Source organism: Frankia sp. AiPs1 (genome assembly GCF_023716945.1).
GTDB lineage: Bacteria > Actinomycetota > Actinomycetes > Frankiales > Frankiaceae > Frankia.
In genome coordinates, this window is the sequence record NZ_JAMQQF010000256.1 from 1 (window position 1) to 8125 (window position 8125).

An 8125-nucleotide genomic window follows, 5' to 3' on the forward strand; every position below is an offset into this window, starting at 1 on the left:
GGCCGGAGTGGGCGCCGCGTCGGCGCCGGCACCGGCGCGAGCACCGGGGAGCCGGCCATCGGCGCCGAGCGGGCGGACCGGCGGCATCCGCTTGATCACGAAGAACTGCTGGCCCATGCTCCACAGGTTGGTCGTCAGCCAGTAGAGCAGCACGGCGATCGGGAACCGGAAACCGAAGATCGCGAGCATCAGCGGGGAGCCGTAAAGCAGAACCTTCTGGACGATCGCCTGCTGCGGATCCACCGGCCCGGTGCGAGCCATGATCTGCCGCTGGGTCATGAAGGTGGTCAGACCCATCAGCACGATCAGCACGACCGCGAGAATCTTGACGTGGGTGCTGTTCACCCCGAGGAAGTGCACGAAGTCGCTGTCGGAACCGAACTCGCTGGCGAGCGAGATTCCGAAGACCTTGGCGGAGGCGATCTGCTCGACCTGATCCGCGGACAGCCCCACCCGGGGCCGCCAGACGAGGGCGCCGTTCGGGCCCTCGTTCATCGGGGCCAGGTGGGTGAACACGTGGAACAGCGAGATGAACAACGGGATCTGGAGCACGATCGGCAGACAGCCCAGAAGCGGGTTGCCATGCTCCTTCTGCAACGCCATGATCTCTTGCTGCATGCGGGGCTTGTCGTGCCCGTACTTCTCCCGGATCTCCTTGATCCGGGGCTGCATCATCTGCATCGTCCGCTGCGACTTCACCTGCTTGACGAACAGCGGGAAGATCAGGACACGGACGGCGATGACGAGCAGGACGACCGAGAAAGCCCAGGCGAAGAAGCTGTCGGCGCCGAAGATCGGCGCGAACCCCTTATGGAAGAAGACGATCGCGTTCGCCGCGAGATGGTAAAGGGGATTCAACAACGTTCAGACTCCTCACGACCACGGTCCGCGATCGGAACCGACGATCTCGGCCCGCGTCCCCTCGATCGGAGACGGAAAGCCATGCCTGTGGGCCGGCGCGACGGCACCGGCGGTCCGGGCGCGACCGCGCGGTTACCACGCCCCGAGACGGTCGTCACCCCTCTGGGCTTGCGAACGACTCCCGGCCCCGCGCTGGTTCCCGGATCCGCGTTCGTTCCCGGCCGCGCCCCGCCTTTCGGCGGGCCGCCGGAGGGCGGGAGCCGGTCAGACGACGGGAGCCGGTCAGACGGCGGCGGCCCATCAGACGGCGGCGGCCGGTCGGTGGGCTCGCCGGGGACCGGGTCGTACCCGCCGGCCGACAGCGGCTGGCAGCGCAGCAGCCGGCCGACGGCCAGTGCCCCTCCGCGCATGCCGCCATGGCGGCGAACCGCCGTCAGCGCGTAGGCGCTGCACGACGGCTCGAACCGGCACATGCCCGCGTTGCGGCCCGACCAGCCGGCCCGGTAGAGCCGCACGAGCCCGGCGAAGGCCCAGGACAGAGGACCACGGACCGCACCATCAGCCGTGCGGGCCACGGTCGGCAGGCGCCTGCGGGCCAGTCCGGAGGCCAGGGCGAGATCGACGACAACGGCCGCCGCCAGCGCTACGAGCAGGAACATCCCGACGGTCATCGGCCGCCACCCAACACGAGCCCCGAGGATCGGGCCGGTTGCACGGCCGTGTCATCGCCCCGACCGTCCGAGGCCGCGCGGGTGCGCAGCGCCCGCGCGAGCGCATCGTCAAGGGCCTGACCGAGCCGCTCGGAGCTGGCCGAAGCCGCCTCCGGCAGGGCGCGGACCACCAGCATCGTCCCCGGGGGCAGCCGGTCCAACCGGGCCCGCGCCTGCTCCCGCAGGCGCCGGCGCACTCGGTTGCGCACCACTGCCTTACCAACCTTGCGGCCGACGACGAAACCGGCCCGCGGCAAATCCCCACTGGTTGTCCACAAGCTGTGGACAACCAGTGGACCGGACCGGGTCCGCCGGCCCGCGGTCCCCACGCGGGCATGCTCGCCCCGGGTCCGCACGCGGGAAACCTCGGGAAGCATGTCAGCCGGGGTACAGCAGGAACCCGCCGTCAGGCGGAGAGCTCGCTGCGGCCCTTGCGACGGCGGGCAGAGACGATGGATCGACCAGCGCGGGTCCGCATGCGCAGCCGGAACCCGTGCGTGCGGGCCCGCCGGCGGTTGTTCGGCTGGAAGGTGCGCTTACTCACGTGAAGACTCCGTCTGCAAGATGGACGCGGGCGGTGATCTCCGCCGCCGAGGGGTGGGCCCCACGGCCCGCGCAAGCGCATCCCACGACAAACGAAGCGGTCTAACACCGCGGTTCGACCTAGCGTACACATGCCGGTGCCGCGGACGACCCGGCGACCGCACCCGTCCGCCCTCGCCTCAGGCCCGGCCCGCCCAACCCGGGCCGCAACCGTGGCGCGAACCGCGACCATGGTGCACCACGACCGTGGTGCGACCGTGGTGCGAACCGATGGACCCGAAGCCGCCGCGGTCCCGACTGCGGCCCACCGCGGGCGGAACCCGCCATCGACGTGACTGCTTGTAAGCAAATGCCACACGGTCGGATGCGTCGGCCCTGGCGACCTGCCCGCCGTGCCGGCGCCGGACATTCCCGTCCGGCCCCGGCACAGCCGTGCGGGCGGCGCCTTACGATCCTTGGACGACATCCCGCACACGCGGGTGCCGGACGGTGCCGGGCGGACCCGCGTTCGGGGGGCACCGCCGGCCGGGTGCACTCTGGCCTGTGGAAATCGCCTGTGGAGAGGGCGATCGGCGGGGGGCCGGGGCAGATCCGGATGACGACCCGGAGTAGGGCGCCGTACCGGGAGTGAGCCGGTTGCGCCACGCCGGAGGCCCTGCCGTGTCCATGCACAGGTTGTGGACGACGATGTGGAGAACCATCGGGACGAGGCGTGCCGGTCGCGGCCGGACCGGGACCACATCAACATCTGCGACGTACCCCCACTCATGGGGCCAGCACCGCCCGCAAACCGTACCGAACTGCCCGAGGAGCCCCCGTGTCCAACCCCCGCGCCGACTCCGTCGCCGGTCTACCTTTCGGGGAGGAACCCGCGGGCGACCCGGACCTGGCCGCGGTCTGGAGCCAGGCCGTCGCCGGTGTCGCCGACGGCGCGCTGTCCGCGCAGCAGCGTGCATGGCTGCGACTGACCCGCCCGCTCGGCCTCGTGCAGGACACCGCCCTGCTCGCCGCCCCCAACGAGTTCACCAAGGAGCTTCTCGACTCGCGGCTGCGGCCGTTCCTGTCCACAGCGTTGTCATCAGCGTATGGACGGGAGATTCGGGTCGCGGTCACCGTCGAGCACCTGCCCGACCCGGAGCCGATGAGCGGTCCGATCAGGATCGTCCGGCCGGGGGAGGGCGACGGCGGCGCGCAGCGGGACGCGGGCGGTTCCCGCGGACGCGGGTCGGGCGGCGCGGCAGCCACGGACTCCGGCCGGCGGACGGGGGATGCCGGCGCTCCGGTGAACGGCGAGCTGCCCTTCCCCGACTCCGCCGAGGGCACCCCGCCGATGCGGGTGGGCGCGGGGCTCGGCCGCGACGCCGCGCCGCTGGAGACCGAGCCCGCGCAGGCCCGGCTGAACCCGCGCTACGTCTTCGAGACCTTCGTCATCGGGGACAGCAACCGATTTCCGCACGCGGCCGCGGTGGCGGTCGCCGAGGCGCCGGCGAAGGCGTACAACCCGTTGTTCATCTACGGGGACTCCGGGCTGGGCAAGACCCACCTGCTGCACGCGATCGGCCACTACGCGCTGAAGCTGTACCCGAACACCCGGGTCAAGTACGTGAGCTCGGAGGAGTTCACCAACGACTTCATCAACTCGATCCGGGACGATCGCCAGCAGGCCTTCCAGCGCCGCTACCGGGACATCGACGTCCTGCTCGTCGACGACATCCAGTTCCTGGAGAACAAGGAGCGGACGCAGGAGGAGTTCTTCCACACGTTCAACGTCCTGCACGACGGCGAGAAGCAGATCGTCATCAGCTCCGACCGCTCGCCCAAGCAGCTCTCGGCGCTCGAGGACCGGCTGCGCAGCCGGTTCGAGTGGGGCCTGATGACCGACATCACCCCGCCGGACCTCGAGACCAGGATCGCGATCCTGTCGAAGAAGGCCGCCACCGAGCGCCTGCCCGTGCCGCCCGACGTGCTCGAGTACATCGCCACGCACATCGAGCGCAACATCCGCGAGCTGGAGGGGGCGCTGATCCGGGTCGCGGCGTTCGCGAGCCTGAACAAGTCCCACGTCGACCGCACCCTCGCCGAGATCGTGCTTCGGGACCTCATCCCGGACGCCGGCAACCCGGACATCACCGCAGCCGCGATCATGAACGCTACCGCGGCGTACTTCGGCGTCTCGATGGACGACCTGTGCGGCACCTCCCGCAGCCGGGTGCTGGTAACGGCCAGACAGATCGCCATGTACCTGTGCCGCGAACTGACCGACCTGTCGCTGCCCAAGATCGGCCAGCACTTCGGCGGCCGCGATCACACGACGGTCATGCACGCCGACCGCAAGATCCGCGGTCTGATGGCCGAACGCCGCGCCATCTACAACCAGGTCACCGAACTGACCAACCGCATCCGGGTCCAGGCCCGCCAGCCCTGACCAGGCCGTGCACCCCCGACCGCACCGCAGCAGGCCGGCGGACACCGGTCCCCAGATCCCGGACCGCGCAGTAGTGGCGAGCCCCGGCCCCTGCGGGTAAGCGGCAGGACCTTGGCGACGCCCTTCCGCCGCTCGCCACGAGCAGGGCTGTGCCGGCACGGGGCTTGGGCTGCCGGCACGGAGCTGGCGGCGGTACCGGGCTGGTGGCGCGGTACGGGGGCGTAGTTGCCGGCGCACCGGGCGGACTCTGCGCCAGCGCGCTCCGGCCGCGCCGGCTCCGGCCGCGCCGTGCGGCCCGTCGACGCCGGTTGGCCGGACTGCGGTGCGTTCTGCACGGTCTGCGGACTCGAACCGTCCAGAACGCACCGCAACAGGCTCCGGTCCGGGGGCCGAACAGCGCCGCGGCGCGGCCGGGTTCCGCCACTCCTGCGTCGAGGTGGGATGTACCTGGCTCGGCCGGGGGCCCCTTGGGGATGGCAGTTGCCGCCGGTGGACGGCCGCCGCGTGCGCCAGGACGGCGAGGCGCTCTGTAGCACACCCCGCTGGCGGCCTCGAGCCCACGGGGTGGTTCCGCCCACAGCTTGTGGAAAACCTTGTGGACATCTTGGGGGCGGACCGGTGGAAGAAGGCGTGGACAGCCTGTGGATAACTCGGGGTCGGCCTGTGGAGGGACAAAGTAGTCCCTGGGGACGACCGCTCGGCATGTGGATATCCACCGCACCAACCCACAGCTCTACCCACAGGTTTTGCACCGGCTCTTTGGGCCTCTGACCTGCGCAAACGTCGGTTATCCCCAGCATCCACAGCCCCTACTACCACCACGAACTTAATTTTTTTCTAGAAAGATCAAAAGCTTGAAGTACTAGGGGGTGTGGACAACTTTTTCGCGATCTTGCTCGAGCGCGATCTGTGCTACTTCGTGGGCTCCGGGTGAGCGTTCGTGGTGGGGCCCACCGCCCGCCGAGGCCGCCTGGCACTCTGGGATGCTGATCGGTGTTCCCGACGGGCTGACTCCGAACACCGGAGGGGACGAAGGAGGGCTAACCATGAAGTTCCGGGTGGAACGGGACGAATTCACCGAAGCGGTCGCCTGGACCGCCCGCACGCTGCCGAGCCGGCCGACCACGCAGCTGCAGGTGCTGTCGGGCCTCCTTCTCGACGCCACCGGGCCGATGCTCAAGGTCGCCGCCTACGACTACGAGGTGGCCGCGCAGGGCACGGTGCACGCGACGGTGTCGGAGGAGGGCCGCGCCCTCGTCAACGGCAAGATGCTCGCGGAGATCACCCGGGCGCTGCCGGCCGCACCGGTCGATCTCGGCATCGACGGCACCCGGCTCGTGATCACCTGTGGCAACGCCCGGTTCGCGCTGCCGATGCTTCCGGTGGACGACTACCCGGCGCTGCCGGCCATGCCCCCCGTCACCGGCCACATCGAGGGATCGGCCTTCGCGGCCGCGGTCGCGCAGGTGGCGATCGCCGCCGGGCGCGACGACACCCTCCCGGTGCTCACCGGCGTCCGTATCGAGATCGAAGGCGACACCCTCACCCTCGCCGCGACCGACCGCTACCGGCTCGCCGTGCGCTCGTTGAAGTGGCGTCCGGACAACTCCGCCGGCGAGGCGGACGCGGCGGCCCCCGCCACGGTGGCCCTCGTCCCCGCCCGCACGCTGCTGGACACGGCGAAGTCGCTGTCCGGCTCGGGGGTCGAGGTCTCGATCGCGCTGGGGACGGGCCCGTCCGGGGAAACACTCGCGGGCTTCGCGGGTTCCACCCGGCAGACGACCACCCGGCTGCTCGAGGGCCAGTTCCCGCCCTTTCGCAAGCTGCTTCCGGACAGCTCCCCGCTGATCGCCCAGCTCGAGATCGCGCCGTTGCAGGAGGCGGTCAAGCGGGTGGCCCTGGTGGCCGCGAAGACCGCCCCGGTGCAGTTGTCGTTCTCCCCGGACCATCTCGTCCTGGAGGCCGGCACCGGCGGCGAGGCGCAGGCGACGGAGACGCTGCCGGTGACCTACGACGGCCCGGAGCTCTCGGTGGCGTTCAACCCGTCCTACCTGCTCGACGCGCTCGGCGCGCTGGAGTCCGACATCGTGCGGATCGGCTTCGCCAGCGCCGAGGACCCGGCCGTCGCCGCGAACAAGCCGGCGATCCTCACCGGTAAGGCCGACGACGACGGCGAGGTGCCCGACTACCGCTACCTGCTCATGCCGATCCGCCTGCACGGGTGACGTGCACCTCACCCACCTGTCCCTCGTCGACTTCCGGTCCTACCCGTCCCTGGATCTTGCTCTTGGTCCGGGAGTGGTCACGCTGGTCGGCCGCAACGGTCAGGGGAAGACGAACCTGATCGAGGCGATCGGATACGTCGCGACGCTGGCCAGCCACCGGGTCTCCGCGGACGCCCCCCTGGTCCGCCAGGGCGCGTCGCACGCCGTGGTGCGGGCAAGGATCGTGCGCGGCGACCGGGCGGCTCTGGTGGAGCTCGAGATCGTGCCGGGGCGGGCGAACCGGGCCCGGTTGAACCGGGCCCCGGTCGGCCGGCCCCGCGACGTCCTCGGGCTGCTGTGCACGGTCCTGTTCGCCCCGGAGGACCTCGCCCTGGTGAAGGGGGACCCGGCGGGGCGCCGGCAGTTCCTCGACGAGCTGCTCATCGCCCGCACCCCGCGGATGGCCGCGGTGCTCGCCGACTACGACCGGGTGCTCAAGCAGCGCTCGACCCTGCTGCGCACGGCCGGGGCGGCCCGACGGGCCGGCGGCAAGGGTGACCTGCGCACCCTGGACGTCTGGGACGGCTACCTGGCCAGCTACGGCGCCGAGCTGCTCGCGGCCCGCCTCGCCCTCGTCGAGGCGCTGCGTCCGGGGGTGGCCGGGGCCTACGCCGCGGTGGCCGGCGCGCAGGCCGCGGTCGGGTTCGAGTACCGGGCCAGCGTGGCGGCGCCGGACCCGGTCCGCCCCGACCGCGAGCAGTGGGAGGAGGCGATCCGGGTCGAGCTGGTGGCCGCCCGCCCGCGGGAGATCGAACGCGGGCAGACTCTGGTCGGACCGCACCGCGACGACCTGCTGCTGACCGTCGACGGATTGCCGGCACGCGGCTACGCCAGCCACGGCGAGTCCTGGTCGCTCGCCCTGGCCCTGCGCCTGGCCTCGTTCGAGCTGTTGCGGGCCGACGACCGCGAGCCCGTCCTGCTCCTCGACGACGTCTTCGCCGAGCTGGACGTCCAGCGCCGGGCCCGGCTCGCCGAACTCGTCGCCCCCGCGGAGCAGGTGCTGGTCACGGCCGCGGTCGAGGCCGATGTGCCGGCCGAACTGGCCGGCACCCGCTACGTCGTGGCCGCAGGTGAGGTGCTCCGTGCCCCCTGAACGCGACGACCACCGAGCCGACCCGACCTCGGCGCCGCCCCCGACCTCGGCCCCATCTCCCAGCTCGGCCCCGTCCTCGCCCTCGGGTGGCGGGCGCGGCGCCGACCTGGCCCGGGAGATCCTTGCGCAGGCAAAGCGGGACGCCCGCGAGCGGGCCCGGGGACGTCGCGGCGGGTCACCTCGCGCCGACGGTTCCTGGTCCGGCCCCGCCGGCGGCCCCGGTCTGGCC

General features: G+C 71.6%; 7 protein-coding genes and 1 pseudogene. 4 read left to right on the forward strand and 4 right to left on the reverse strand.

Features of this window, described 5'->3' with window-relative positions:
* The 4 genes from yidC to rpmH form a co-directional block, all read right to left on the reverse strand.
* A partial coding sequence (gene yidC / locus ND748_RS19725; RefSeq protein ID WP_251747483.1) for a membrane protein insertase YidC occupies window positions 1-861 on the reverse strand: 861 nt, incomplete at its 3' end.
* On the reverse strand, window positions 855-1532 hold the full coding sequence (yidD, locus tag ND748_RS19730) for a membrane protein insertion efficiency factor YidD (protein ID WP_308205672.1): 678 nt from the start codon (window positions 1530-1532) through the stop codon (window positions 855-857). The genes yidC and yidD, both read right to left, overlap by 7 nt.
* Complete coding sequence (gene rnpA / locus ND748_RS19735; RefSeq protein WP_251747484.1) at window positions 1529-1948, reverse strand: ribonuclease P protein component; 420 nt, start codon at window positions 1946-1948, stop codon at window positions 1529-1531. The genes yidD and rnpA overlap by 4 nt, the downstream gene beginning before the upstream one ends.
* A 29-nt stretch (window positions 1949-1977) precedes the next feature.
* On the reverse strand, window positions 1978-2115 hold the full coding sequence (rpmH, locus tag ND748_RS19740; RefSeq protein WP_009741462.1) for a 50S ribosomal protein L34: 138 nt from the start codon (window positions 2113-2115) through the stop codon (window positions 1978-1980).
* 816 nt (window positions 2116-2931) lie between these two features.
* Between rpmH and dnaA the strand changes: the two genes are divergently transcribed.
* The 4 genes and pseudogenes from dnaA to ND748_RS19760 all read left to right on the forward strand — a co-directional run.
* Complete coding sequence (dnaA, locus tag ND748_RS19745; RefSeq protein ID WP_251747485.1) at window positions 2932-4539, forward strand: chromosomal replication initiator protein DnaA; 1608 nt, start codon at window positions 2932-2934, stop codon at window positions 4537-4539.
* A 1046-nt stretch (window positions 4540-5585) separates the two neighbouring features.
* On the forward strand, window positions 5586-6764 hold the full coding sequence (gene dnaN, locus ND748_RS19750; RefSeq protein ID WP_251747486.1) for a DNA polymerase III subunit beta: 1179 nt from the start codon (window positions 5586-5588) through the stop codon (window positions 6762-6764).
* 1 nt (window position 6765) lies between these two features.
* The gene (recF, locus tag ND748_RS19755) at window positions 6766-7896 is read left to right on the forward strand and encodes a DNA replication/repair protein RecF (protein ID WP_251747487.1); all 1131 of its coding nucleotides are present in this window, start codon (window positions 6766-6768) and stop codon (window positions 7894-7896) included.
* Window positions 7886-8125: pseudogene (locus tag ND748_RS19760) on the forward strand (hypothetical protein); the annotation flags it as partial. The gene recF and the pseudogene ND748_RS19760, both read left to right, overlap by 11 nt.

What these genes read in the sequence shown, in the direction of transcription:
- rnpA (WP_251747484.1), bottom strand. Translation starts at nt 1,948, where the DNA reads ATGCTTCCCGAGGTTTCCCGCGTGCGGACCCGGGGCGAGCATGCCCGC.
- yidD (WP_308205672.1), bottom strand. Translation starts at nt 1,532, where the DNA reads ATGACCGTCGGGATGTTCCTGCTCGTAGCGCTGGCGGCGGCCGTTGTC.
- dnaN (WP_251747486.1), top strand. Translation starts at nt 5,586, where the DNA reads ATGAAGTTCCGGGTGGAACGGGACGAATTCACCGAAGCGGTCGCCTGG.